Below are 23999 nucleotides of genomic sequence, written 5' to 3'. Positions count from 1 at the left end.
TCGTGTTCCGTAAGTGTCTGATGATCATTGCCGCGACGGCGGCTTTGGCGGTCTCTTTTTCGGCCTCGGCCCAGCCGGTCGACGAATGGTATGTCGTGCAGGACCCACGCACGAAACGGTGCTCGGTGGTGGAAAGGAGGCCGACGACTGAAAGCATGGTTGTGGTCGGCCCCCACGGCTATCCGAGCCGCGTGGAAGCCGAGACTGGCATGAAAACCGTAACCGTCTGCGAGACTCGCTGAGGCGGTCGCCTGTGAGCGGATGGGATCTGTTTTTCTCGCCTCCGGGCGGAACAATCCTGATGCTCGACGGTTCTGCTTTTGACCAGCGTCAGCAACTGGTTCCTTATCTCCAAACTAACCCGGCGCCCGTCGCCGGGTTTTTTGTGTCTCGCAGACGCAGCGGCGCGATGGCGCGCAACAGACTCGCGACGAGCGAGCTTGCGTTCAGATGGCGGTGCATTTTGATTGCTGATGGTGGGCGCGACAGGGATTGAACCTGTGACCCCTACGATGTCAACGTAGTGCTCTCCCGCTGAGCTACGCGCCCCCTGCCGGGGTCCGCCTCGGCGGCGGTTCGGGTGGCGTGTGTATAGTGGCGGACGCGGCGGGGCGCAAGCGCCTTTGTGATGAAAAATCATTCGGCCGACGGGGCGCCCGAGAGCGGCTTCCAGCCCGTCTCGTCCAAGGCGGGCTCACCAATTGTTAAGCGTCTGTGGCGCCGCAGCGAAAGTTTTGTGACGCCCGCGACAATTCATGCCTTGCAGGCGGCTCCGGATGTGTCATGCTTGACCGTGCCGCCCCTCGCAGGAGGGGGGCTAAAGAGGAGGTTCCGCATGTCCTTACAGGGTCATATCGTCGAACTCCAACGCCGCCACGAGGCGCTCGAAAAGGAAATCGAAAAAGAGCAGCTGCATCCAAACGCCGACGACGCGAAGATCATCGAATTGAAGCGAAAAAAGCTGCAGATCAAAGACGAATTGGCCAAGCTGGAGATTAGCGAAACGCGCCATTAGCGGGCGTTCCCGCTCTCGCAGCCTCTCAGGATAAGGGTATCTCGATATAGGCGGAGGGGTCCCTCCGCCTTAATTTTTTGGCGCGCCCCTTGCTCGCGGGCCACGACGCCCCTACGAGACCCTCCCATGCCCCTCACCGAGACCTATTGTCCAGAGACTCTTCACGAGAGCCTGGGCGACCCCTTCTTCGACCGGGTTGAAGCCGCCCAATTCCCCAAGACCCTGCTGCGCTACCGAAACCAGCGCTGGGCGGCGCGCGTCGGCCTCGACGGCCTGACCGACCCCGAATGGATTGCGCATTTCGGGCGCTTCGAGCCGCTGCCGGGCAGTCTGCCCCAGCCGCTCGCCCTGCGCTACCACGGCCACCAGTTTCGCGTTTACAATCCGGAACTCGGCGACGGCCGCGGCTTTCTCTTCGCCCAGCTGCGCGACTGCGCCGATGGTCGGCTGCTGGACCTCGGCACCAAGGGCAGCGGCCAGACTCCCTGGTCGCGGCGCGGCGACGGACGGCTTACCCTGAAGGGTGGCGTTCGCGAAATTTTGGCGACGGAAATGCTGGAGGCGCTCGGCGTCGACACCTCCAAGACCTTCAGCCTGATCGAGACGGGCGAGGCGCTGCTCCGCGGCGACGAGCCCTCACCCACGCGCTCGAGCGTGATGGTGCGCCTGTCGCATTCGCATATTCGCATCGGCACCTTCCAGCGCCTTGCCTTCCATGACGACAAGGCGGCGATCGACCGGCTGCTCGAGTATGTCTGTCGTCATTACTTCCCCGCGCTCGCCCCCCTCCCGCCGCCGGAGCGGGCGCGCGCCTTTCTGGAGGAGGTCGCCGAGCGCGTGGCGCGGCTCGGCGCCGGCTACATGGCGGCGGGCTTCGTCCACGGGGTGCTCAATTCGGACAACATCAACGTCACCGGCGAGAGTTTCGATTACGGCCCCTGGCGCTTCGCGCCCACTTATGATCCGCAATTCACCGCCGCCTATTTCGACGAGAGCGGCCTCTACGCCTTCGGTCGCCAGCCGAGCGCGCTGGCCTGGAACCTCGCGCGGCTCGCCGAATGCCTGCTGCATTTGACGGGACTGGAGGCGGCGCAACGGACGCTCGACGGCTTCGCCGTCGCAATCCAAAAGGCGTTTCGCGTCGTCCTGCTCCGCCGCCTGGGCCTCGTCTCGGCTGGGGAAGAGGCCGACGCCCGCCTGTCCAAGGCCTTCACCGATTTTCTCATGTCGACCCGGGCCCCCTTCGAACAGGCCTTCTTCGACTGGCGCGGCGGCCTCGCCAGCGCCGGGCGCGCCAAGGCCAGCGCCTCCGCCGCCTTCTATGAGACGCCGGAATTCGTCCCCGTGCGCGACGCCTTCGCCGAGCATGAGACCGCCGCCGACGCGCGGCTGGATCACCCCTATTTCCGCCGGTCCGCGCCCTGCTCCATGCTCATCGACGAGGTCGAGGCGATCTGGAGCCCGATCGCCGAGGCGGACGACTGGTCGGCGCTGACGAGGAAGCTCACGGAGATTGCAGACATGCGCGAAGCCTATGGCTTTGCTTCGAGCTGAGGCGTTTTCCGCTTGAACCAGGCTGGGCCCCGGCGCGATAATCGAGACACTGATTCTGGACGCCTTCGGCGGTAGTTGCGGCATGAACGACAATCCCAGCGAGGCCGATCAGGACGCCATCCGCGCCGAAGTGGAGCGTCTGAGGCTGGAGCATCACGATCTCGAGGCGGCGATCGAGGCGCTTATCGCCGTCGGCGCGCCGGACCAACTGCAAATCCAGCGGCTGAAAAAGCGCAAACTCGTTCTGCGCGACCGCATCGTCTTCCTCGAAGACCAGATTACCCCCGACATCATCGCCTGACGGCACGCGGCTTGAAGCCTGTGACCGAGAGCGGTCCGAATGTCCCCATCCGGGACAGAGCGGCCCCGCTCCGGTTCAAAAGCGGGAAACAGCCATGCCGAGTTTCAACCTTTCGCTCCACTCCGGCTTCAACAATGCGCCTGGCCCGCGTCGCCGCCCGCCGGGGGGTTCCGCCGATCGCTTCGAGACCCGTCTGGGAAGGATCGCCGGCCACAGACACGCCGGCGCGGCGGCGGAGGGCGCTCGCACATTTTTGGTCGTGAGAGCGCTGCTCGGCGTTGCAAGCGTCGCGTCGACCCTGACGATCTTACGGTTCTTTCTCTTCCGTCACTGAACGGGGCCGGGCATGAAGCCCAGCGCGCGCAGCAGCAGCGGCATGGTGAGGCCCTGCACGACGATGGAGAAGGCGACGACCGCAAAGGTCGATACGACGATCATGTCGCGCAGCGGCAGCGTGTCCGGAAGGGACAGCGCGAGCGCGAGGCCAAGCGCCCCGCGCAATCCGCCCCACCACAGCACATGCTGCTCGGGGAAGCTGATCCGCCAGCGCGAGAACAGGAACAGCGCGCTCAGCGGGTAGACGGTCAGCGCGCGGGCGGCGAGCACGATGGCGATCACCGAAAAGATGAGCGGCGCTCCGTAATTCAGGAACGGAGTTGAGGCGACGTCGACGCCGATCATGAGAAAAACCATGGAGTTCGCCAGGAAGGCCGCGAACTCCCAGAAGCCGTGCACGAATTCGCGCCCCTTGTAGGAGAGATAGCTGCGATTGTCCTCCCGCAAGAGGCCGAGATTGCCCATAATTAGCCCCGCCGTCACCGTGGCGAGCACGCCCGAGACATGAAGGCGCTCGGCGATCAGGAACGAACCGAAGGCGGCGATGGTCGTGAGCGCCGCCTCGATCATATGCTCGGCGGTGCCCATGGCGATGAGGATCGCGGCGCCCCCGGTGAGCGCGCCGACGGCGACCCCGCCCAGCACGATGCGCCCCAAGGTCAGCGCAATATCTCCGGCCCCCTCGCCGGCGCCGTGGCCCTCGGCCCAGGCCAGCGCCATCACGAACAGCACGGCGGCGGCGCCGTCGTTGAGCAGACTCTCGCTTTCGACCAGGAGCCGCAGCCGCCCCTTCACGCCATTGTCCTTGAACATGGCGATGATGGCCACGGGATCGGTCGCCGCAATCAGCGCGCCGAAGACGAGGGCGGACGGCAAGGGCCAATGCAGCAGCGCTACGCTGGCCCAGGCGACGAAAGCCGCCGAGATCACGGTGCCAAGACCGGCGAGCGTCAGCAGCGGCAGAGAGTCGCGCAAGAGCTCCCGCCAGGAAAGCGACAGGGCGGCCTCGAAGAGGAGCGGCGGCAAGATGAGATCGAAGATGACCTCATGCGTCAGATGCGGGCCGAAGTCGGGCCTTGACAACGTCAAGACGGCGCCGACGATCACGAGGCCGACCGTATAGGGAAGCTTTACGCGCCGCGCCGCAATGGCGACGATCATCGCCACCGCCAGCGTGGCGACGGCTTGGGTCAATTGCTCGTCCATAGGCGAAAAATCTGCCTCAGAGAATAGGAGAGGCGGTTCTAGCGCGAGCCAGACGTCGCCGCGATGAAAATCGGCGCAGATCGGCCGCGCCGGTCGAACGGGGCGAGGGCGCAAGAGGTTTCACCATCTCCGTTGCGAGGCGCGGATGTCGCTTGTCACCTGTCTCCTGATCATGCTCGGCGGCGCCGTAGGCGCGTTGGCGCGCTACGCGCTGGCGCTGTGGATGCTTCCGATCAGCGAGACGCTGCCGCTCGGAACGATCCTCGTTAATGTGACAGGCTCCTTCGTCATCGGCTTTTTCGGGACGCTCACCCTCTCGGAGGGACGCTTCCCCGTGTCGGAGGATCTCCGCCTGTTCGTGATGATCGGGCTCTGCGGCGGCTTCACCACTTTCTCCTCCTTCAGCTTGCAGACGCTGGACTTCCTGCGCAGCGGCGCCGTCATTCGGGCCGCGATCAACGTGGCTGCCTCTGTGCTGCTCTGCGTCGCCGCCGTCGCCGTCGGGCATTACGTGGCCGCTTGCTTCAACGGCGGGGCGGTCAAGATCGCTCAGATCGCGATCGAAGAGGAAGGATAAGAGGGCGCAGATTTTGCTTCGCCGCGGGCGGAGACCGGACCCCGCATGAAAACCTTCCTCGATTGGTCGGCTTACGACACCTACGGCGTGGGCGACGCTTATTCCGGCATCCCCGCGACGGGCGGCAATTACGCCAAGGCCGTGGCGGTCTGCATGCACAGCCGCGATTGTCAGAAAACCGGCAAGGGCGTGATGTGCCCGAGCTATCGCATCACCGGGGATCGCGCGCATTCGACCGAGGCCCGGGTCGCGGCCTTCAAGGCGGCCTTGAATGACGGCGCCGACGCGCGCGCTTTCGCCGACCCGCGGCTCGATGAAGCGATGGATCTCTGCGTCTCCTGCAAAGCCTGCAAGAAGGAATGCCCCAGCGCCGTCGACATGACGCTGATCAAGACCGAATATCTCGCCCAGCGCCACGAGATCCGGGGCGTCCCGCTGCGCACGCGCCTTTTCGGCGGCGTGCCGGAATTGACGGGACGCCATCGTGAACTGTTGCGCCTCGCGATCCGCTTGCGCAACCGCTTCCGTCCTCTCGCCAAATTCGCGGAGACATGGCTTGGCGTCACCGCCAGCCGTCCCCTGCCCGAGCTGCCGAAGAAGCCCTTCGCGCCAACCGCGCCGACGACTGGCGCAACGGGAGCACGCGGCGAGGTCATCCTGTTCGTCGACACGTTCTGCCACCATTTCGAGCCCGACGTCGCCGAAGCGGCGACGGAGGTGCTGCTCCACGCGGGCTACAGCGTGCGCATCGCCAAGCCCGCGCCGACCGACGCCGAGCCCGACCGGCCGCTCTGCTGCGGGCGCACCTATCTGACGACCGGCATGGTGGAAAAGGCGCGCGGCGAGGCCAAGCGCGTGCTCGCCGCCTTCCAGGACGCCATCGCCGCCCGCACGCCGATCATCGGGCTCGAGCCCTCGTGCCTCTTATCGCTGCGCGACGAACTATACAGTCTCGGGCTTGGCCCGCAGGTCGGCGAACTCGGTAAGCAGCTCTATCTTTTCGAGGAGTTCCTCGCCCGCGAGCATCAGAACAAGGGCCTGCGCCTCACGCTGAAACCTCTGAACCTGCCCAAGGCGCTGGTGCACGGCCATTGCCACCAGAAGGCCTTCGGCGTGATGAAGGCGACCCGCAGGGTCTTGAGCTGGATTCCGGGCTTCTCCTTCGATGTCGTGGAGTCGAGCTGCTGCGGCATGGCCGGCAGTTTCGGACTCGAGGCGGAGCATTACGACGCCTCCATGCAGATGGCGGAACTCTCGCTGTTGCCCGCCGTCCGCGCGGCGGCGCCCGACACGCCGGTGATCGCCAATGGCTTCTCTTGCCGCCACCAGATCGAACACGGCGGCGGCCGCCCCGCCCGACATCTGGCGCTCGTGCTGCGCGACGCGCTGGCCTGACAGTCGGCTTCAGGCCTTCACGCCGCGCCGCGCTTGCGACCAGGAGCGATAGGCGCCGGGCGTCATGCCGGCATAGCGCCGAAACGCCCGCCTGAAACTCGTCTCGTCCGCATAGCCGGAGGCCGAGGCCAATTGCTTGACCGAGCTGTTCGTGGTTTCGAGCAGCATGCGCGCCGCCTCGAAGCGCACGCGGTCGATGAAATGCTTGGGGGTTTCTCCCGTCGCGTCCTTCAATCTGCGGTGCAACGTCCGTTCGGAAAGGCCGAGCGCCCGCGCGAGCTGCGCCGAGGTGAGCGCGCCGTCGCCCGCGCCCCGCACGACATGTTCCGCCTCCAAAAGGAAGGAGTTGGAAGCAGTCAGATAGCCCGGCGGGATATAGATCGTTTGAGTCGCCGGAACGGTGTCGACGACGGTGAAGTCGGCCGCCTTCTTGGCCGCCTCGGGACCGCACAGCGCGCGGATGACGTTGAAGGAGAGGTCGATCCATGACATCGGCCCGCCGGCGGTGACGACTCGCCCATCCTCGATCAGGGACGCGCCCCGCGCGGCGTCGGCGCGCGGATAGCGGGCCTTCAATTCGTCGTGCCGCCACCAGGTCGTCGTGCAGCGGCGCCCGTCGAGAAGCCCCGCTTCGCCGAGGAGAAAAACCCCGTTGCAGGACGCGGCCAGAATGGCGCCGAGCGCGTGCTGGCGCCTGAGCCACCCTGCGGCGGCGCTGATCGCCGGCGTCGGCGGCATGACGTGCTCGCCGTCGCAGAAGAAGGGCGGCACGATCACGGCGGCGCAGTTGTCGAGGGACGCAAAGGAGGCGTCGACCGCATGGCTGCGTCCGAACCCGTCGCGAATGGGCGCGCCGTCATAGCTGACCGTCACAACCCGATACGGCTCTGGCGCATCCTTCTTTTTCAACATGCGGCGCGAGAGGAGCAGAAGGTCCGCCGCGCCGATGAAGCCGAGGCCCAAGCAGTCGTCGTAGCCCAGAATGGCGATATCCATGACGGCCCTCGTGGCAGAAATTGCCTGGAAATTGGCAATACCATTGTCTGACTTTGCCACAGTAATGGCAAATCCGCCAGGCTTGCAAGCGCGCAGCGCTCTTTATCCTCGCCGTGGCTGGCGACGTTCTGGCGTCGCGGTCAAAATGAAAGGGATACAAAATGAGCGTATCAGCACATACGGCGGCAGGCGCCGTCGCGGTCGACAAACCCATCGTCGATCTCAGGGGCATGTGGATCGGGCTCGCCCTGCTCAACGGCTTCTACCTGATCGTGCGCATCTACGAGCAGATCTACGGCTGGCGCGCCGGCCTCGATTCCTTCGCGCCGGAGTTCCAGACCTATTGGATGTCGATCCTCTGGTCGGAGATTCCACTGGAGCTCATCTCGGGCCTGGCGCTCGCCGGCTATCTCTGGAAGACCCGCGTGCGCGACATGTCGACCGTGACCCCGCGTCAGGAAATGCGCGCCATCGTGGACAATGTGAAATGGCTCGTCTGCTATGCGGCGGCGATCTACTGGGGCGCGTCCTTCTTCACCGAGCAGGACGGCACCTGGCATATGACGGTGATCCGCGACACGGATTTCACCCCGTCGCATATCATCGAGTTCTACATGAGCTATCCGATCTACTCGATCCTGGCGGCGGGGTGCTTCTTCCACGCGAAGACGCGCATTCCCTATTTCTCCAAGGGCTATTCGCTCGCCTATCTGATCGTCTCGATCGGCCCCTTCATGATCATCCCGAACGTCGGCCTCAATGAATGGGGTCATACCTTCTGGTTCATGGAGGAGCTGTTCGTCGCGCCGCTGCACTGGGGCTTCGTCTTCTTCGGCTGGATGGCGCTCGGCGTCTTTGGCGTCGTGCTGCAGCTCCTGCTGAACGTCCATCGTCTGCTCGGCAAGGACGGTGTCGCTCTCCTGACCGAATAAGTCGGGCTGCGGCTGCGCCAGAGGCCAAGCCCCCTTCCCGCTCTGTCGTTGAAGCGCGCGCCTCCCGATCCCAGTCGGGGGGCGCGTCTGGCTGTTTGCAACCCCTGCCCGATGGGGCTGCGCGGCTATTGCATCCCGCCCCCCCTTCGTCTATGCGGCATGGCTTCCCACGCTCGAGCCGATGGATATCAAGTGGCGAAGCCGAAAACCCCCGTCGCGGTCATCATGGGGTCGCAGTCCGACTGGGCGACCATGCGCCACGCCGTCGAGACGCTGGCCGCGCTCGAGGTCGGCTGCGCGGCGCGGATCGTCTCGGCCCATCGCACGCCCGACCGGCTCGTGGCCTTCGCCAAGGGGGCGGAGTCCGAGGGCTTCGACGTGATCATCGCCGGGGCCGGCGGGGCGGCGCATCTGCCCGGCATGACGGCCTCCATGACCAATCTGCCGGTGCTCGGCGTGCCGATCGAGTCCGCCGCGCTCAAGGGGATGGATTCGCTTTTGTCGATCGTGCAGATGCCGGGCGGCGTGCCGGTCGGGACGCTGGCCATCGGCAAAGCGGGGGCGATCAACGCAGCGATCTTGGCCGCGAGCATTCTCGCGCGTTCGGACAAGGCGCTCGCGGCGCGACTCGCGGCCTTTCGCAAGCAACAGACGGAGAGCGTGGCGGAGACGCCGCGCGACGAGGCGTGACCATGCTGAAACCCGGCGCAACCATCGGCATTCTCGGCGGCGGGCAGCTCGCGCGCATGCTGGCGCTGGCCGGCGCGCGGCTGGGGCTGAAGTCACACGTTTTCTCCCCTGTTGCCGACGATCCGGCCTTCGACGTCTGCGCGGCCCATACGAAAGCGTATTTTCTCGACGAGGCGGCCCTCGCCGCTTTCGCCGAGTCGGTCGACGTCGTGACGTACGAGTTCGAGAATGTTCCTGCCCGCACCGCGGAAGTTCTGGAAGCGCATCGGCCCGTGCGACCCAATCCGAAGGTTCTCGCGCTCACCCAGGACCGGCTGATCGAGAAGGAATTCGTGCGCGGGCTGGGCGTCGCGACCGCCGATTTCGCCGATGTGACGAACGCAGAGAGCCTGGCGCGCGCCGTGGCGCGGCTCGGACGGCCCTCGATCCTCAAGACGCGCCGGTTCGGCTATGACGGCAAGGGCCAGACGCAAATCCGCGAGGGGGTCGATCTCGCCGAGGCCTTCGCCGCGCTCGGCGGCGCACCCTGCATTCTCGAAGGCTTCGTGCCTTTCTCCAAGGAGGTTTCGGTCGTGGCCGCGCGCGGGCTAGACGGAGAGTTTCGCGCCTATGACGTCTGCGAGAATGTGCACGAGCGTCATATTCTCGCTGTGACGACCGCGCCCGCCGCGATGAGCGAGGCGACGGCGCGCGCGGCGGTCGAGATGGCCCGGAAGATTGCCGAAGCCGCGGATTACGTTGGCGTCATCGCGGTGGAGATGTTCGTCGTCGCCGACGGGTCCGGGGAGCGGCTCGTCGTCAATGAAATTGCGCCGCGCGTGCATAATTCCGGGCACTGGACGCTCGACGGCGCCGTGACCTCGCAATTCGAGCAGCATATGCGCGCCGTTGCGGGCATGCCGCTCGGCGCCACGACCCGCCATGGGCGGCAGGTGACGATGCAAAATCTCATCGGCGCCGACGTCGACAGATGGGCCGACATTCTCCGCGAAGACGGCGCCTGCCTGCACCTCTATGGCAAGACGGAGTCGCGCCCTGGCCGCAAGATGGGCCATGTCACCCGGGTGAAGCGCTAAGGGGTGACGAGCCAGTCCCGCGCGTTCTCCAATATGGTCGTGATCGCCGGATGATCCACTTTTCGGCGCAGGGTGATCGCGTAGAAACTTTCCGTCACCCCGTCGAGCTCGCCAATATTCACCACGCCATATTGACGCTCGATCGCCTCCGTGACGGCGACGGGCGCGACGAAAAGCCCTGCGCCGGCTGCGGCGAACGTTTTCAACAACGCGCTGTCCTCGATCTCCGCCCGTACTGCGGGCGCAATGCGCCTCTGCTCGAACCACAGATCGAGCGACCGGCGCAGCGCCGTGGCAGGCGTCGGGAACAGGAAAGGCGCGCCCTCGAGCGAATTCGGGAAGTTTTCGCAATATCGGGCGGCAAGCTGCGGCGCGGAGAAGACGGCCACGCCGCATTCCCCGAGCAAATGGTTGAAGACGCGCCCGCCGATTGCGGTGGTCGCCGGCGTGTCGGCCAGCACGAGATCGACGCCATGCAGCGTGAGTTCCGCGAGCAGCCGCTCGACCTTGTCCTCATGGCAAACAATTTGAGTCTGCTGCTCCTGGTTGAGCGCCGGCTCGATCAAGCGATAGACGATGAGTTTTGGCAGCGCATCGGCGATGCCGACGCTCAATCTCATGCCCATGGCCCCGGCATGGCCCTTCAGCGTATTGGTGAGTTCGCGCCCTAAAGCGAAAATTTCATCCGCATAGTGATAGACCGTGCGGCCTTTTTCGGTAAGCGTCAGTTTGCGGCCTTCCTTTCGCAGGAGCTGCGCGCCGATCGCGTCCTCGAAGACCGCGAGCTGGCCACTGATCGTCGGCTGCGCCAGTCGCAACTTCTCGCTGGCCCGCGTCACGCTGCCTTCGCGAGCCACGTTCCAGAAGTAGAAGAGATGCTGGTAATTGAGCCGGTCCATGCTGAGCCCATCGGAAATACCTATGCTTTGCACAGAAATATTCTATTTTTAAAATAGCGCAACGTCTGGATAATAAAATTTGCTTTGCCTCCCGACCCCCACACTGGCAAATGACGGGACGGGAAGCGTCGAGAGGTCCGAGAGCTGCATGTATCCTGTATCGCCCAGCGGGCGAAAGTGGTCTCGCGTCTCATCAATCCGCCGACGCTTCCCGGTTCTTCGCGCCGCCTGCGGCGTCTCCTGCGCGCGTGGCGCATCCGTAAAACCTCTCGATCATATTTGTTCTGGCTATTTCCCCTCGGCAAAGCCTCTCTCTATGTTCGGGAAAGTCGCACGGAATTTACGTTGAACGCATGGCCGAGACGCTTGTCCCGAAGTCACTCTCTGGCCTGACATTCCGCGCGCTTCGCCTTTGGGAGGAGACGAAGCCGGCCGAGCAATCCAGCGCTATGTCGTCGGGCGGGGGCCGCTTTGCTGCGCCTGAGACGGTGCGCAGGCTTTCAGCGGCGCCATGACGGCCTCATTCGACCGGCTGACCGGCGGCAGGCTTCTGCTGCTCCTCCTCGCGCTCGGCGTGGGATATGTCGACGTCTTGTCCAATGTCTCGGGCCACAGCGTCCTCACCCCCTATTCGGCGGGCTCGCTCGAGGGCGTAACGCCGAGTTACGCCGCCTGGGGAACGACCTTCTACCTCATCGGCGTCGCGCTCGGCGTGCCGTTGGCGCGCATCCTCTCGGGCCGTTACGGCGACTATCGCGTTCTCACTCTTGGCTATCTCGGCTACGCGATCACCTCGCTGATCTGCGTCTCGAGCTTTTCGGTCTTCATGTATGCGCCGACGCGTTTCGTCTTTGGCGTCTTCGGCGGCTTCCTCGCCGTCGTCAGCCAGGCGGCGGCGCTCGGCGAACTGCCCGAGAAGCAATACCGGATCGGCCTCGGCTATTGGGCCGCGCTCGGCATTCTGCCCTATACGCTCGCCGTTTTTCTGGGTGGCTTCTGGGCCGAATATTTTTCCTGGCGCTGGCTCTTTTACGCCAATGCGACAATCGGCTTTCTGATCTCGGCCACTGTCGGCGCGCTGCTCTATGGCCGCAGCTACGAGCGCAAGATCGTGCGTTTCGACGCCGTCGGCTTTGCGCTGCTCGCCGTCATATTGATCTGCGTGCAGATGATCTTCAGTCTGGGCAACGACTTCGACTGGCTCGACTCGTCGCTTTTGTCGGCGGACGCTATTCTCGTCGCCGTCGCAATTCCGGCTTTCGTCGTCTGGGAATGGGGCGAGCGTCATCCGATCATCGACGTGCGCCTGTTCGCGCGGTCGAGTTACGCCATGGGAGTGCTTTCGGGCTTCTTCGGCTTCCTGACCATTCAGGGGCTGATGTCGCTTCTTTCCGTACAGATGCAGATCCTGCTCGGCTACACATCGTCGATCGCCGGCCACGTCTATCTGACCATGATGATCGCCGGCCTGCCGCTGGCGGCGGTCATGTATGAAATCTCCAAGAAGATCGACGTTCGGCTCGTCATCTGCCTCATGTGCATGTGTTCATCGGTGGTGTTGACCTGGCTCGGCCTCTTCGACAAGCACGCCTCGTTCGACGCGCTGGTCATCCCGGTCATTTTCCTCGGCTTTTGCGTCGCCGCGCTCTCAGCCCCGACGTCGACGCTCGCGACCTATGGGCTCACCGGCAAGACCTACAAACGCGCCGCCGAGGAGTTTCTGCTGTTTCGCCTCGTCGGCGGCGCCATCGGCATCGCCTTTCAAAGCGTGGTTTATTTTCGCCGCACGCCATGGCATCAACTCAATTTGTCGGAATATCTCGGCGGCCGGCGTTACGCGTCTCTGGACACGCTCTCCGCCCTGACCCAACAATTACAGTCGCTGGGCATGTCCGAATCGGTCGCCCGCCGGCAGATTGCGCGATTGATCCGCCAGCAGGCGGGCATTCTCGCCTTAAACGACGCCTTCCTTCTCGGCGCCTGTATCATGTTCCTGTTGGGCGTCCTGGTCTGGTTCGCCCGGCTCAAAAAGGAGCCTTCGGCCTATGCCGCGCAAGCGACGGCCAAAACGAAGATCGAGAGCAGAGCGGCCGTGACGGCGGACCACTGATGCGCGCGCGCATGCGACTTTATCAACCACGACGCCCGTTGGCGCGGCGCGGGGCCCTTGCCGCCGCGCCGCTGGCGCTCGCGCTCGCCGGCTGCATGCCGACCGCCCAGGACCAGCGCGCGGAATTCATGGAGGTCCCCTCCATGAGCCGCACCATCGCGGCCTCCGGCGTGAAAAGCGTCAGCAGCGAAAAAGGCTGGCCCGGCCAGCAGTGGTGGCGGGCTTTCCGCAGCGCGGACCTCGACCGCATCATGGAAAAGGCGCTCATCGACAATCAGAACCTTCGCAAAGCCGCCGACACGCTCAAAGAGGCCGAGGCCGCCGTCGACATCGCGAGTTCGCGTTTAACGCCCTATGTCGAGGCCGATCTCACCTACAAGCAATATCGCTACGCCGAGCGCGGCGTCGCGGCCGGGCTCAATCCCCGCCAGGGCGGACTCGAGAAATCGGCGGCTTTCCTCAACCCCATTTCGGCGAAATGGGAGCTGGATTTCTGGGGCAAGAACCGCGCCTTGCTCGACGCCGCAATCGGCGACGCGCTGGCGCAGGCGGGCGAATTGGAGCAGACCCGGCTGCTGCTCACGACGAGCGTCGCGCGGGCCTATCTGCGTGGATTCGTGCTCGCCGAACAGCTCAAGCTCGCAAAGGAGCTGACCGGCCTGCGGCGCGAACTGCGCCAGCTCGCCGAGACGCGCTACGCGACCGGCATCGAGGCGCTCGACTTCGTCCAGATCGCCCGCAGCAACGAGGAAGCCGCGGTGCGGCGCGAAGCGGCGCTGACAGCGGCCATTTCCATTCAGGAGAACGCCCTCGCCCGACTGATGGGCGAAGGCCCGGACGTCGCGCGCGGCCTCTTCGAGGCCAGGAAGAAGGTCGCCCCGGTGCAGCCGGCGCTGCCCCAGCGTCTGCCGATCGAGCTTCTTGCGCATCGCCCGGATCTGATGGCGGCGCTGCGGCGCGCAGAGGCCTGGGCCGATCGCATTCATGCGGCCAAGGCGCTGTTTCTGCCCTCAATCGACCTTTCCGTGTCGGCGGGGCTCGAAGCCTCGGTCACGTCGACCCAATTCGCCAAGCTCGGCGGCTACCTCTTTAACCCGGGCGCCATGGTCTATAGCGTCACGCCCGGCCTGCATCTGCCGATCTTCCAGGGCGGCAAGCTGACCGGAAATCTCGAAGTGCAGCGGGCGGATTACGATCAGGCCGTGGACACCTATAACGAGACGCTTCTAACGGCCGCGCAGCAGGTCGCCGACGCGCTGGTCAATCTCAAACGCTTCAAATCCGAATACGAGTCGCAGTCGCGGTTCATCAAGGCCCGTCGCGCCGAAGTCGAGCTGGCGCGCATCAGGCTGCGCGACGGGCTGCGCGACCGGCGCGAATATGTGCAGGAATACGCCGACATGCTCGACGCCGTCTTTATCCAGCGCGGCCTCGAGGGCGACAAATTCGTCTCGACGGTGGACCTTTTCCAGGCGCTCGGCGGCGGCTATGACGCGGGACCGCAGGCCTATGAGCCCAGACCCGCGCCGGAGACCGATCCGATCACACCGGTCGTCGACGCCGTGCAATCGCTCGGGGGAGGCTGAATTTGGCTTCAGAAGAGACAGACGCGCCGCGGGCGATTGGAAGCGCCCCGCCCCTGTCGCGCAAGACCATCCGCGCACGGCGCGCTTTCCTGCTCAAGGCGCTGGCCGTCGGCGTCGGCATCGGGGTTTTGGTCACGGCCTTTCGCTGGTTCACTTATGACCGCGACTGGGTGACGACCGACAACGCCTTCGTCTCCGGCAACATCATTCCCGTGCAGGCGGACGCGACCGGCGTCGTCGCCAAGGTGCTCGCGGAGGAAACGCAGCTCGTCAAGAAAGGCGACGTGTTGATCCAGCTCGACGCCCAACGTGCGCGGGCCGCGCTGGGCCAGGCCGAGGCCGAGCTTGCCCGCGCCGTGCGCAATGTCGGCGCGCTCTACGCCAACCGCCGTCAGGTCTGTCAGAAGATCGGCGCGCGCGCCGCGGTCCGCGAGCGGACGCGCCACGATCTCGCGCGGTATCGCAAGGCCGCGACGAGCGGCGCCGCTTCGGGACAAATTCTGCAGAACACCGAGGATACGCTCGCTGCGCAAGAAGCGGATCTGCGCGAGGCGCGCGCCGAATATCAGGCGATCGAATCGCGCGTCGGCGGCGTAGAGCTCGTCAAACACCCGGACATCGAACTCGCCAAGGCGCGCTTCAATGACGCCTATATTGAATATTTGCGCCAAAACATTCGCGCTCCGGCGACGGGTTATGTCGCCAAGCGGCGCGTGCAGGTCGGCCAGCGCGTGCGCCCCGGCGACCAGATCATGAATATCGTGCCGCTCGACCACCTCTGGGTCGAAGCCAATCTGTGGGAAAACCGCATGGAGCGGATTCGCCCCGGCCAGCCAGCGCTGATCAAGGTCGATCTCTACGGATCGAGCGCGCTGTTCCATGGCACGGTCGAGGGTCTCGTGCCCGGCTCGGGCAGCGTCTTCGCGACCCTGCCCCCGGACAACGCCACCGGCAATTTCATCCGCATCGTGCAGCGGGTGCCGGTGCGCATCGCCATCGATCCCGAGGAGCTGAAGAAAACCCCATTGCGGCCGGGGCTTTCGACGGTCACCTCGATTAATGTGAGCGCCGAACCCAAGACGATGAACGAGTCCATCGTGAAGACGGCCGCCGGCGAATATGCAACCGAGGTCTTCGACAAGGACCTCGAAGAGGCGCGCGCGCGCGCGCAAAAGATCGTGCGGGAAAATCTCGTCGGCGGGGCTAACGCCGGCGACGGCGCATGCGCGGCGGCGGCGGATTAATCCGCAGCCCTGCCGCTTCTCGGCTCGGTTTCGGCGACAACGTCACGCGGCGACGCCGGCTGCTTGCTCGGACCGCCGAGGCTGGTCACGAAGCCGAGCGCCAGGAAGCAAATCCAAAACGCGATCGGCACGATCTTCGAAAAAGGAACCACATCGCCCCCCTGTCAATTTTTTTGTCCACTAATCTTATAGACTAAAAAGAATGTCTTTGAAAGGCGCCCGCAACCGTCCTGGCGGCCGACCTGGCGGAAGCCTCAGGTGGTCTGCGCCGGTGACTGTCCGGTATATGGCGCGTTCATTTCGACGGTTCGCGTCGCGTGGATGACGCTCGCCCCGCTGACGGAATCGGTGATGGACCGCTGACAAATCGCAACAGACGCCCTCGTGCTTCGAGACGCCTGCCGCGCAGCCGCCTCAGGCGAATTCCATGATCACCGCGTCGACGGCGAGACTGTCGCCGGGCTTGGCGAGGATCTTCTTGATGGTCACGTCGCGCTCGGCGCGCAGCACGTTCTCCATCTTCATCGCCTCAACCATGCAAAGCGCCTCGCCCGCCTTGACCTCCTGCCCTTCCGTTACATCCACGGTCTTGACCAGACCCGGCATGGGGCAAAGCAGATGCTTGGAGGCGCCGGCGTCCTTTTTCTTGGGCATGAGCGCGGCAAGCTCCGCCTCGCGCTGCGTATAGACGCGGGCCGGAACGCTGACGCCCTGATGAGACAGTTCGTAGCCGTTGAGGATCGCCCGCGCCTGCACATAGACCGTGTGGCCGTCGACGTCGCCGACGAACAGCTCGTGGCCCGGCCGCCACTGCGACGAAATACGATGGGCGCGACTGTCGCCGTCGGCGAAGCGAACGACGAGGGCCTCGCCCTGCTCCTCGAGCTGCACGTCGAAGCGGGCCTCGCCCAACATGCAGACGCGGTCACGGGTAAATTCGACCGGCCGGCCGTTCATCAGCTGGCCGCTGATCTGACGCTTGCGCGCGTTGCCGATGTGATCCATCAGCGTCGCCACGGCGGCGAGCGTCCAGGCGACGTCGCCGATCGGGGCCGGCGCCGAGAAGCCCTCGGGATATTCCTCGGCGATGAAGCCCGTCGACAGATTTCCCGAGCGCCAGCGCGCGCTCTGCATCAGCGACGACAGGAACGGAATATTGTGGCGGATGCCGTCGATCACGAAACGATCGAGCGCGTCGGCCTGCGCCACGATGGCGCGCAGACGATCCGGCGCGTGAGTCACGAGCTTTGCGATCATCGGATCGTAATGGATCGAAATCTCGCGGCCCTCGGTGACGCCGGTGTCGTTGCGCACCGTGATTCCGCCGTCCTTGCGCTCTTCCGGCGGGCGATACTTCACAAGTCGGCCGATCGAGGGCAGGAAGTTGCGCGTCGGGTCTTCGGCGTAAATGCGGCTCTCCACCGCCCAGCCGTTGATCTTGACGTTCTCCTGCTTGATCTGCAGCGGCTCTCCGGCCGCGACGCGGATCATCTGCTCGACGAGGTCGATGCCGGTGATGAGCTCGGTGACCGGATGCTCCACCTGCAGGCGGGTGTTCATCTCGAGGAAGTAGAAGCTCTTGTCCTGGCCCGCGACGAATTCGACCGTGCCGGCCGAGTCGTAATCCACCGCCTTGGCGAGCGCGACGGCCTGGGCGCCCATTTCGGCGCGGGTCGCTTCGTCGAGCAGCGGCGACGGCGCTTCTTCAATAACTTTCTGGTTGCGGCGCTGAATCGAGCATTCACGCTCATTCAAGTGAATGACGTTGCCGTGCTTGTCGCCGAGCACCTGGATTTCGATGTGGCGCGGATTGACGATGAATTTCTCGACGAAGACTCGGTCGTCGCCGAAGGAGGACGCCGCCTCCGAGCGCGCGCGCGTGAAGCCCTCGACGACCTCGGCGTCGTTGAAGGCGATGCGCATGCCCTTGCCGCCGCCGCCGGCGGACGCCTTCAGCATCACCGGATAGCCGATGTCCTTGGCGATCCGCACGGCTTCTTCGGGCGTTTCGATCACGCCGAGATAGCCCGGCACGACGCTCACCTTGGCGGCGGAGGCGAATTTCTTCGATTCGATCTTGTCGCCCATCGCCTCGATGGCGCGCGGATTGGGGCCGATGAAGACGATCCCCGCCTCTTTCAGCGCATTGGCGAAAGCCGCGCGCTCGGAGAGAAAGCCATAGCCCGGATGAACAGCCTCGGCGCCGGTCTGTTTGCAAGCGGCGACGATCTTGTCGATCAGGAGATAGGACTGCGCGGCGGGCGGGGGGCCGAGATGGATCGCCTCGTCCGCCATTTCGACGTGGAGCGCGTCAGCGTCGGCGTCCGAATAGACGGCGACCGTGGCGATGCCCATCTTCTTCGCGGTCTTGATGATGCGGCAGGCGATTTCGCCACGGTTGGCGATCAAAATTTTGCGAAACATGCGAGCCCCAATTGCCCTTTCGATCCTCGGACGCTCCGGCGCGGCGGCTATTCTGATCGATAGCGGTTCCGCGCCTCTCCCTTTTGAATTTTACTTGGCTTCTGTCTCGCTCTCGGCGCGCTTCTCCTGCACGCTGTCGACAATGCCGAACGCCTTGGCCTCCTCCGCCGACATGAAATGATCGCGGTCGAGCGTGCGCTCGATCAGGTCATAGTCCTTGCCGGTGTGGCGGACGTAGATGTCATTCAACCGCTTCTTGACCTTGAGGATGTCCTCTGCGTGGCGCTGAATGTCGGAGGCCTGGCCCTGAAAGCCGCCAGACGGCTGATGCAGCATCACGCGGGCGTTCGGCAGCGCGAAGCGCAGCCCCGCCTCGCCGGCGCAGAGCAGCAGCGAGCCCATCGACGCCGCCTGCCCGACGCAGAGCGTCGAAACCTTGGGCTTGATGAACTGCATCGTATCGTAGATGGCGAGGCCCGCCGTCACCACGCCGCCCGGCGAGTTGATGTAGAGCGAGATTTCCTTCTTCGGATTTTCCGATTCCAGGAACAAGAGCTGCGCGATGATCACCGAAGCCATATGGTCTTCGACCGGCCCGGTAAGAAAGATGATCCGCTCGCGCAGAAGACGCGAATAGATGTCGAACCCGCGCTCGCCTCGCGACGTGTTTTCGATCACCTGGGGAATGAGATACTGGTTGTAGACCTCGATCGGATCACGCATCGCATCGCCTTCCTAAGACCGCCGCACGGCCTTGCCGGCGGAGGCCGCCCCCCGCCGTCCATATCATTGTCCCGTCATATGCCGGAGCGCGACGGGACGCAAACGAAGCTTACGCTTCATCCTCTTCCTTGAAGAGCTCGTCCTTGGTCACGGGCTTGTCCGTGATCTTGATCAGCTTGGAGATGTGATCGACGACGCGCTCTTCATAGATCGGCGCGCGCAGCTGAGCGAGCGCCTGCTCGTTGTTGCGGTAGAAATCCCAGACCTGCTTTTCCTGGCCCGGGAACATTCGGGCGCGCTCGACCAGCGCCTCGGTCAGATCCTTGTCCTCGACCTTCACGCCGGCGTTCTGGCCGATTTCAGCAAGAACGAGGCCAAGGCGCACGCGACGCTCGGCGATCTTGCGGAACTCGGCGCGCGTCTCTTCTTCGGTCTTGCCTTCCTCAGCGAGCGGCTGGCCGCTGCGGCGGGCCTCGGCCTCATGCTGCTGCCAGATGTTGTTGAACTCCTGCTCGACGAGCGTTTCGGGCAGTTCGAAAGAATAACGGCCGTCGAGCGCGTCCAGCAGGGCGCGCTTCAGGCGGTCGCGCGAGACCTTGTGGAAGTCCGCTTCGAGATTGCCCTTCACGGCGGTTTTCATCGCCTCGAAATTCTCGAAGCCGTATTTCTTGGCCAGGTCCTCGCCGATCTCCATCGCCTTCGGCGCGGCGACGCCCTTGACCGTCACGTCGAACTCCGCGTCCTTGCCGGCGAGATGGGCGGCCGAATAGTCGTCGGGGAACTTGACCTTGACGAGCCGCTGGTCGCCGACGCCGGCGCCCTCGAGCTGCTCCTCGAAACCCGGAATAAAGGTGCCTGAGCCGAGCACGATGTCGATGTCGCCGCCCGTGCCCCCTTCGAAGGGCACGCCGTCGAGCCTGCCGGTGAAGTCGATCGTGAGCTTGTCGCCCTTTTCGGCCTTGGAGCCTTCGGCGCGCGGCTCGAACTCCTGAACCCGGTCCGCGAGATTCTTGAGAGCGGCGTCAACGTCGTCATCGCCGACCTCGGCGACGGGGCGCTCGAGCGCAATGTCGTCGAGCGCGCCGACTTCGAACTTCGGCAGGGTCTCGAAGGTGACGGTGAAGGCGAAATCGCCCTCGGCGGCCAGCGCGCGCTCCACCTCGTCCTGTCCGCCGGGGAAATCGAGCTTGGGTTCGACCGCGATTCGCAGCCCGTTATCCTCGACGATCTTGCGGTTGGCCTCGTTGACCGCCTCCTGCAGCACCTCGCCCATGATGCTCTTGCCATAGAGCTTCTTGAGATGGCCGATCGGCGCTTTGCCGGGACGGAAGCCCTTGATCTGGGCCTTGGCCTGCACCTCGGCGAGTTGCGCCCCGAGCTTGGCCGCGAGGTCCGCCGCCGGCAGCACGACCTTGAATTCCTGCTTCAAACCCTGCGAGGAGGTTTGCGTCACTTGCATTGTCGATCGCCTTCTACAACTTCAATGCCGCCGGCGCGCGCCCGGGCGGTTATGTCGATAATTTCCGCGAAACTGCGGCCTTTGGTGCGGGCGGAGGGAGTCGAACCCCCACGACTTTCGTCACCGGAACCTAAATCCGGCGCGTCTACCAGTTCCGCCACGCCCGCGAGAGCGGCCCCATTCGGACCCGCCGCGAAACCCGAACGCCCGCGAGCGCGGGCGCCGCTCTATAGCATGGTCGGCGCAGGATGCTCGAAAAAAATACGAGGCGTTTCGGGGTCTGGCCGCTAAAGTCCGCGCTGGCCGACCGGCGCGGCGCGGAAGCGGGGCGAAGCTGAATTCCGGACGACGAACACGCAAGCGATTCTCGGTTTGCCGGGCAAGCGGAGGCTGGCCTGCGCGCTCCTGGAAGCGCGGTTAGGTTGCCCCCTCTCATTTCGTCGGTCATAGGGAAATCCCGCCAAGATACGGAAGAACCGCCCATGCCCTCGCTCGATCGCCGCGCCTTCCTCTCCGGCGCCGCCGCCACCGTCCTGGCGCTCCCGGCCGGGGCCACGGCGCCGCTCGGCCCCCGGGCGCTCGAGGCGCGGCCGGGAATGGCGGCGCTGGCGCCAGCCGGGGAGACCGACATTCTCGGCTTCGACGGCGTCTCGCCCGGGCCCGTGCTCCGCTACAAGCAGGGACAGGAGCTGAACGTCCACTTCGTCAACAAGCTCGATCTCCCCGCCTCGATCCACTGGCACGGCCTGCGCGGGGAGAACGCCATGGATGGCGTCGCCCCCCTGACTCAGCCCGCCGTCGCGCCGGGCGGCTCCTTCGACTACCGGCGCAAGCTTACGGAGCCCGGCCTCTTCTGCTACCGGCCGAGCGTCTACGGCAAGACGCCCGAATTGATGGGCCGCGGCCTCAAGGGCCTGTTGATCGTCGATGAGCCGGAGCCCCTGCCCGCCGACCATGACCTGCTGCTCGTCCTCGACGACTGGCGGCTCGACGCCAAGGGGAAGATCGAAGGGGCCTTCGGCGATGCGGCGGCCGCGCAGGGCGCGGGGCGCATCGGCCCGCTCCTCGCCGTCAACGGCAAGGCGGCGCCGGCGACCTACGACTTTCCAGCCAATTCCCGCGTGCGGCTGCGCCTCGCCAATCTCGCCAACGCCCGCATCATGATTTTGACCTTCGATGGGGTGCAGCCCTTCGTCGTCGCGATCGACAGCCAGCCGTGCGACGCTTTCGAGCCGGTGCGCCGAAGCATTCCGGTCGCGCCCGGCGCGCGCTTCGAACTCATCTTCGACATGCCGCCGACGGAAGGCGCCAAGGCGCGCGTCATGTTGCGCGGCGGGGGCGGCGCGGACAGCGACTTGCTCGTGGCGACGGCCAAGGGAGCCAAGGCCGAACGGCGCGGCCTCATTTATTCCTTGCCGCAAAATCCGACGCTGCCGCCGGAAATCAAGCTCAACAACGCCAAGAAGGTCGACCTCGCCATCGACGTCGGCGCCGGCGGCTGGACGATCAACGGCGCCGCAACCAAGGGCTACGAGGGGCCGCCGCTGTTCCGGGTGAAACCCGGAACGCCCGTCACGCTCGGCTATGTCAACAAATCCAAGGTTCCGCTCGCTATGCATGTGCACGGGCATGCGATGCGGCTTCTTCACGATCTCGACGACGGCTGGGAGCCGTACTGGCGCAACGGCGTCATCATTCCCGCAGGAAAGACGAAGCATGTCTCCTTCATCGCCGACGCCCCAGGCAAATGGGCGATCCACGACGACATATTGGAGCATGAAGCCGCGGGACTCGCGACCTGGTTCGACGTCGGCTGACGCCGTTTGGTGTGGCGAAAGCCCGACTTGACCTTTACATTAAGGCTTCGCGTTGGTCCACTGGGCGAAACGTCTGCTGCGGGGCTTTGCGTTGCGTATAAGAACCCGCCGCCGCTTTTACCCTTTTGGCGCATTCGTGTGTGGCTGAAGGTCGCAAGACAGGCGCCCTTGAATTGATATATGCTAACCACAAGCTGCTAATCAGGCGGCTCCCCGCCCGCCCGGGCAAGGGGTCGTCCTGCGGTTCGTCCCGTGGCGACGATCACGTAAAGGAGCGCCCGCTGGCCAAGAAGCGGCAAATAATTGGTAAGGGAGAAAACTAAGATGAAAATGCGCTTTCTCGTCGCCATGACGTTGGCGACGGTCGGTTGGGTGGCTCAGGCGCACGCTCACGGCGACGTCGGCTCCAACCAGGGGCAGTGCCTGATGAAAATCGGGCCGGACACGATGAGCTTCACGGGCTATCAGCCGCTCAAGTCGCGCGAGCAGTTCTGTGACGACATCCCCGATGCGGGCCCGACCATCATCACCCTCGACGCGCAGCAGGACGAATTGCGTGATATGAACCTCGAGATGCGCGTGTTGCGCGACGTCGGCCAAAAGGACGACAACGAGAACCTCGAGGCGAATACCGAATATTATTCTCCGCCGAAGAAGTACAAGACCGGCACGCTGACCTTCGACCACAATTTCGTGAACGAAGGCAAATATATCGGCATCGTCAAGGCGAAGAGCGACGACGGCAGCAAAGAATATGTCGCCCGCTTCCCCTTCTCCGTCGGCCTCACCGCCAACAAGGAGTTGATGACCTTCCTCGTGCTCGGCGCCGCGGCCGCGGTGGGCTTCGGCTTGTGGTACAAGCACTTCATCCACGACAAGAAGAAGGCCGCCTGATCGGCAGGCCCCCCCGCTGAGGAGCCGCCACGGCGGCGCCTCCACCGCGAGGGGGTCGACCGCGCAGCTGGCAGAGGCCTTACGTCAGTTCTTCGATGCGACCGTCGCGTAGCGTTACGCGGCGGTCCATTTGTTTGGCGAGGTCGAGATTATGGGTCGCGATGAGCGCGGCGAGTCCGGAGTGGCGGGCGAGAGTCATCAGCGTCGCGAAGACATGTTCCGCCGTGCGCGGGTCGAGATTGCCGGTCGGCTCGTCGGCAAGGAGAAGATGCGGCGCATTGGCGACCGCGCGGGCGATGGCGACGCGCTGCTGCTCGCCGCCCGACAACTCGGACGGCCGATGCGAGGCGCGCGGCCCAAGCCGCAGATACTCCAGCAACTGCTGCGCGCGGGCCTCCGCCTCCTTGCGGGCGAGACCGCAGATCATCTGCGGCACGACGATATTCTCCAGCGCCGTGAATTCCGGCAGCAGATGATGGAACTGGTAGATGAAGCCGATGGCGTCCCGGCGCAGCCTCGTGCGATCATTGTCGCTCATGCTGGAGGTCGGCGCCGAATTGATCAGGGTTTCGCCGCTGTCTTGCCGCTCGAGCAGGCCGGCGATATGGAGCAGCGTCGATTTTCCCGCGCCCGAGGGCGCGACGAGGGCCACCGTCTCGCCGGGATAGATGGCGAGATTGGCGTCGACCAGAATGTCGAGACGCGCCTCGCCCTCGCGGTAATGCCGGGCGATGTTGCGCAATTCGAGAACGGCGTCGCTCATGC

General features: G+C 64.8%; 24 protein-coding genes and 2 tRNA genes. 16 read left to right on the top strand and 10 right to left on the bottom strand.

Features of this window, described 5'->3' with window-relative positions; genetic code table 11:
• Nucleotides 1–2 precede the first annotated feature (2 nt).
• Nucleotides 3–242, top strand: a complete 240-nt coding sequence (locus RVU70_RS14735; protein WP_363347570.1) for a hypothetical protein — start codon at nt 3–5, stop codon at nt 240–242.
• A gap of 11 nt (nt 243–253) precedes the next feature.
• Complete coding sequence (locus tag RVU70_RS14730; protein ID WP_363347568.1) at nt 254–496, top strand: hypothetical protein; 243 nt, start codon at nt 254–256, stop codon at nt 494–496.
• Here RVU70_RS14730 and RVU70_RS14725 read toward each other — a convergent pair.
• Nucleotides 475–549 (bottom strand) — tRNA-Val (locus RVU70_RS14725). The two genes, RVU70_RS14730 and RVU70_RS14725, sit on opposite strands and share 22 nt — an antisense overlap.
• A gap of 286 nt (nt 550–835) precedes the next feature.
• Here RVU70_RS14725 and RVU70_RS14720 point away from each other — a divergent pair.
• The 4 genes from RVU70_RS14720 to RVU70_RS14705 all read left to right on the top strand — a co-directional run bounded on the left by RVU70_RS14720 (nt 836) and on the right by RVU70_RS14705 (nt 3204).
• A complete protein-coding gene (locus RVU70_RS14720) occupies nt 836–1015 on the top strand; it encodes a DUF465 domain-containing protein (protein ID WP_363351352.1) in 180 nt (59 codons plus the stop codon).
• Between the two features lie 126 nt (nt 1016–1141).
• The gene (locus RVU70_RS14715; RefSeq protein WP_363347566.1) at nt 1142–2569 is read left to right on the top strand and encodes a protein adenylyltransferase SelO; all 1428 of its coding nucleotides are present in this window, start codon (nt 1142–1144) and stop codon (nt 2567–2569) included.
• An 82-nt stretch (nt 2570–2651) separates the two neighbouring features.
• Nucleotides 2652–2870: a DUF465 domain-containing protein gene (locus tag RVU70_RS14710; RefSeq protein ID WP_363347564.1), complete on the top strand. Its 219-nt coding sequence runs from the start codon at nt 2652–2654 to the stop codon at nt 2868–2870.
• Nucleotides 2871–2964: 94 nt separating this feature from the next.
• Nucleotides 2965–3204 carry a hypothetical protein gene (locus RVU70_RS14705; protein ID WP_363347562.1) on the top strand — a complete coding sequence of 80 codons (240 nt, stop codon included), beginning with the start codon at nt 2965–2967 and terminating at the stop codon, nt 3202–3204.
• Here RVU70_RS14705 and RVU70_RS14700 read toward each other — a convergent pair.
• Nucleotides 3198–4400, bottom strand: coding sequence for a sodium:proton antiporter (locus RVU70_RS14700; protein ID WP_363347560.1), 1203 nt, complete (start codon nt 4398–4400; stop codon nt 3198–3200). The two genes, RVU70_RS14705 and RVU70_RS14700, sit on opposite strands and share 7 nt — an antisense overlap.
• A gap of 157 nt (nt 4401–4557) precedes the next feature.
• Between RVU70_RS14700 and crcB the strand changes: the two genes are divergently transcribed.
• Nucleotides 4558–4989 carry a fluoride efflux transporter CrcB gene (gene crcB / locus RVU70_RS14695; RefSeq protein ID WP_363347558.1) on the top strand — a complete coding sequence of 144 codons (432 nt, stop codon included), beginning with the start codon at nt 4558–4560 and terminating at the stop codon, nt 4987–4989.
• A gap of 45 nt (nt 4990–5034) precedes the next feature.
• Complete coding sequence (locus tag RVU70_RS14690) at nt 5035–6384, top strand: 4Fe-4S dicluster domain-containing protein (RefSeq protein ID WP_363347556.1); 1350 nt, start codon at nt 5035–5037, stop codon at nt 6382–6384.
• 9 nt (nt 6385–6393) lie between these two features.
• Here the strand turns inward: RVU70_RS14690 and RVU70_RS14685 are convergent, their stop codons facing one another.
• A complete protein-coding gene (locus RVU70_RS14685; RefSeq protein WP_363347554.1) occupies nt 6394–7380 on the bottom strand; it encodes a helix-turn-helix domain-containing protein in 987 nt (328 codons plus the stop codon).
• Nucleotides 7381–7541: 161 nt separating this feature from the next.
• Between RVU70_RS14685 and amoC the strand changes: the two genes are divergently transcribed.
• The 3 genes from amoC to RVU70_RS14670 all read left to right on the top strand — a co-directional run bounded on the left by amoC (nt 7542) and on the right by RVU70_RS14670 (nt 10078).
• Nucleotides 7542–8312 carry a bacterial ammonia monooxygenase, subunit AmoC gene (amoC, locus tag RVU70_RS14680; protein WP_363347552.1) on the top strand — a complete coding sequence of 257 codons (771 nt, stop codon included), beginning with the start codon at nt 7542–7544 and terminating at the stop codon, nt 8310–8312.
• Between the two features lie 225 nt (nt 8313–8537).
• The gene (purE, locus tag RVU70_RS14675; RefSeq protein WP_363351350.1) at nt 8538–9002 is read left to right on the top strand and encodes a 5-(carboxyamino)imidazole ribonucleotide mutase; all 465 of its coding nucleotides are present in this window, start codon (nt 8538–8540) and stop codon (nt 9000–9002) included.
• 2 nt (nt 9003–9004) lie between these two features.
• Complete coding sequence (locus RVU70_RS14670) at nt 9005–10078, top strand: 5-(carboxyamino)imidazole ribonucleotide synthase (protein WP_363347550.1); 1074 nt, start codon at nt 9005–9007, stop codon at nt 10076–10078.
• On the opposite strand, the gene nhaR is transcribed toward RVU70_RS14670, so the two are convergent.
• Nucleotides 10075–11010 (bottom strand): transcriptional activator NhaR, encoded by a 936-nt coding sequence (nhaR, locus tag RVU70_RS14665; RefSeq protein WP_363347548.1) that lies wholly within the window; start codon nt 11008–11010, stop codon nt 10075–10077. The genes RVU70_RS14670 and nhaR overlap by 4 nt on opposite strands.
• A gap of 478 nt (nt 11011–11488) precedes the next feature.
• Between nhaR and RVU70_RS14660 the strand changes: the two genes are divergently transcribed.
• The 3 genes from RVU70_RS14660 to RVU70_RS14650 are packed head-to-tail and all read left to right on the top strand — an operon-like array spanning nt 11489 to nt 15917.
• The gene (locus tag RVU70_RS14660) at nt 11489–13087 is read left to right on the top strand and encodes an MFS transporter (protein WP_363347546.1); all 1599 of its coding nucleotides are present in this window, start codon (nt 11489–11491) and stop codon (nt 13085–13087) included.
• A gap of 11 nt (nt 13088–13098) precedes the next feature.
• Nucleotides 13099–14673, top strand: coding sequence for an efflux transporter outer membrane subunit (locus RVU70_RS14655; protein WP_363347544.1), 1575 nt, complete (start codon nt 13099–13101; stop codon nt 14671–14673).
• 2 nt (nt 14674–14675) lie between these two features.
• Nucleotides 14676–15917 (top strand): HlyD family efflux transporter periplasmic adaptor subunit, encoded by a 1242-nt coding sequence (locus RVU70_RS14650; protein ID WP_363347542.1) that lies wholly within the window; start codon nt 14676–14678, stop codon nt 15915–15917.
• Here the strand turns inward: RVU70_RS14650 and RVU70_RS14645 are convergent.
• From RVU70_RS14645 to RVU70_RS14625, 5 genes are all read right to left on the bottom strand, one after another.
• Complete coding sequence (locus tag RVU70_RS14645; protein WP_363347540.1) at nt 15914–16069, bottom strand: hypothetical protein; 156 nt, start codon at nt 16067–16069, stop codon at nt 15914–15916. The genes RVU70_RS14650 and RVU70_RS14645 overlap by 4 nt on opposite strands.
• Before the next feature lie 262 nt (nt 16070–16331).
• A complete protein-coding gene (locus tag RVU70_RS14640) occupies nt 16332–18341 on the bottom strand; it encodes an acetyl/propionyl/methylcrotonyl-CoA carboxylase subunit alpha (RefSeq protein WP_363347538.1) in 2010 nt (669 codons plus the stop codon).
• 90 nt (nt 18342–18431) lie between these two features.
• Nucleotides 18432–19064, bottom strand: a complete 633-nt coding sequence (clpP, locus tag RVU70_RS14635) for an ATP-dependent Clp endopeptidase proteolytic subunit ClpP (protein ID WP_363347536.1) — start codon at nt 19062–19064, stop codon at nt 18432–18434.
• A gap of 109 nt (nt 19065–19173) precedes the next feature.
• Nucleotides 19174–20523 carry a trigger factor gene (tig, locus tag RVU70_RS14630; RefSeq protein ID WP_363347534.1) on the bottom strand — a complete coding sequence of 450 codons (1350 nt, stop codon included), beginning with the start codon at nt 20521–20523 and terminating at the stop codon, nt 19174–19176.
• An 82-nt stretch (nt 20524–20605) separates the two neighbouring features.
• Nucleotides 20606–20690: transfer RNA gene (locus RVU70_RS14625), tRNA-Leu, on the bottom strand.
• 315 nt (nt 20691–21005) lie between these two features.
• Between RVU70_RS14625 and RVU70_RS14620 the strand changes: the two genes are divergently transcribed.
• Together RVU70_RS14620 and RVU70_RS14615 are read left to right on the top strand one after the other, a co-directional pair.
• Complete coding sequence (locus RVU70_RS14620) at nt 21006–22340, top strand: multicopper oxidase domain-containing protein (RefSeq protein ID WP_363347532.1); 1335 nt, start codon at nt 21006–21008, stop codon at nt 22338–22340.
• A 324-nt stretch (nt 22341–22664) separates the two neighbouring features.
• Complete coding sequence (locus tag RVU70_RS14615) at nt 22665–23234, top strand: hypothetical protein (RefSeq protein ID WP_363347530.1); 570 nt, start codon at nt 22665–22667, stop codon at nt 23232–23234.
• 79 nt (nt 23235–23313) lie between these two features.
• Here RVU70_RS14615 and RVU70_RS14610 read toward each other — a convergent pair whose 3' ends face one another.
• On the bottom strand, nt 23314–23997 hold the full coding sequence (locus RVU70_RS14610) for an ABC transporter ATP-binding protein (RefSeq protein WP_363347528.1): 684 nt from the start codon (nt 23995–23997) through the stop codon (nt 23314–23316).
• Nucleotides 23998–23999 lie beyond the last annotated feature (2 nt).

Origin of the sequence: Methylocystis echinoides, assembly GCF_040687965.1 — a bacterium.
GTDB classification, from domain to species: domain Bacteria; phylum Pseudomonadota; class Alphaproteobacteria; order Rhizobiales; family Beijerinckiaceae; genus Methylocystis; species Methylocystis echinoides_A.
Note: the sequence above shows the minus strand (reverse complement) of the source record. Positions and strands in the feature narration are given on the sequence as shown.